The organism is Cellulomonas sp. A375-1, assembly GCF_001040865.1.
Taxonomy (GTDB): domain Bacteria; phylum Actinomycetota; class Actinomycetes; order Actinomycetales; family Cellulomonadaceae; genus Cellulomonas; species Cellulomonas gelida.
The window spans coordinates 38810-40091 of the sequence record NZ_LFKW01000065.1 but is presented as its reverse complement, the minus strand read 5'-3'; the positions used below and the strand labels follow the sequence as shown (position 1 = coordinate 40091).

Below are 1282 nucleotides of genomic sequence, written 5' to 3'. Positions count from 1 at the left end.
CCGGCCCCCCGCCGCGCTGCACGGCCCGACGAGCGGCACCAGCGCCGCGGGCGCGACGAACGGCGTGGCCACCGGCCCGTCGTCGGCCGCCACGCAGGCGACCACCGCGCCGGGTGCGCCCGCACCCTCGTCGGACGTGGCGCCGTTCCCCACGGGCGTCCAGCGCCTGACGTTCGCCAAGGCGATCACGCTCGGCCTGCGCCGCGCGCTCGCGGACGACGACAAGGTCCTGCTCATGGGCGAGGACATCGGCCGGCTCGGTGGCGTGTTCCGCGTGACCGACGGGCTGCAGGCCGAGTTCGGCGAGGACCGCGTGGTCGACACGCCGCTCGCCGAGTCGGGGATCGTCGGGACCGCGATCGGCCTCGCGCTGCGCGGCTACCGCCCGGTGCTCGAGATCCAGTTCGACGGGTTCATCTTCCCCGCGTACGACCAGATCACGACCCAGCTCGCGAAGATGCACTACCGCTCGCGCGGCCGGCTGAACCTGCCCGTCGTCATCCGCGTGCCCTACGGCGGCGGGATCGGCGCGGTCGAGCACCACAGCGAGTCGCCCGAGGTCCTGTTCGCGCACACCGCGGGGCTGCGCGTGGTCACGCCGTCGAGCCCCGCCGAGGCGTACGCGCTGATCCAGCAGGCCGTCACGTCGCCCGACCCGGTGCTGTTCTTCGAGCCCAAGGGCCGGTACTGGGAGAAGGGCGACGTCGACCTCGACGTCCCCGCGACCGCCCCGCACGGCGCCGAGGCGACCGGCATGGACACCGCGCGGGTCGTGCGCGCCGGCACCGACGTCACGCTCGTCGCCTACGGCCCGACCGTCACCACCGCGCTCAAGGCCGCCGAGGCCGCAGCGACCGAGGGGACGAGCGTCGAGGTCGTCGACCTGCGCACCCTCTCGCCGCTCGACACCGCGACCGTCGCCGCGTCCGTGCGGCGCACCGGCCGCTGCGTCGTCGTGCACGAGGCGCCCGTCATGTACGGCACCGGGGCGGAGGTCGCGGCGCGCATCACCGAGGAGTGCTTCTTCCACCTCGAGGCGCCCGTGCTGCGCGTGGGGGGCTTCCACGTCCCCTACCCGGTCGCGAAGATCGAGCACGACTACCTGCCGGGCCTGGACCGCGTGCTCGACGCCGTGGACCGCGCGCTCGCGTTCTGACCCCCGGCTGATCCGCTCACAGGAGACCACGACGTGCCCACGTACCAGCAGTTCCCGCTCCCCGACGCGGGTGAGGGCCTCACCGAGGCCGAGATCGTCGAGTGGCACGTCGCCGTCGGCGACACG

General features: G+C 74.4%; 1 protein-coding gene. It reads left to right on the top strand.

Features of this window, described 5'->3' with window-relative positions:
• Nucleotides 1-136 precede the first annotated feature (136 nt).
• Nucleotides 137-1156, top strand: coding sequence for an alpha-ketoacid dehydrogenase subunit beta (locus tag CWIS_RS07570; protein WP_048342666.1), 1020 nt, complete (start codon nt 137-139; stop codon nt 1154-1156).
• Nucleotides 1157-1282: the final 126 nt, after the last annotated feature.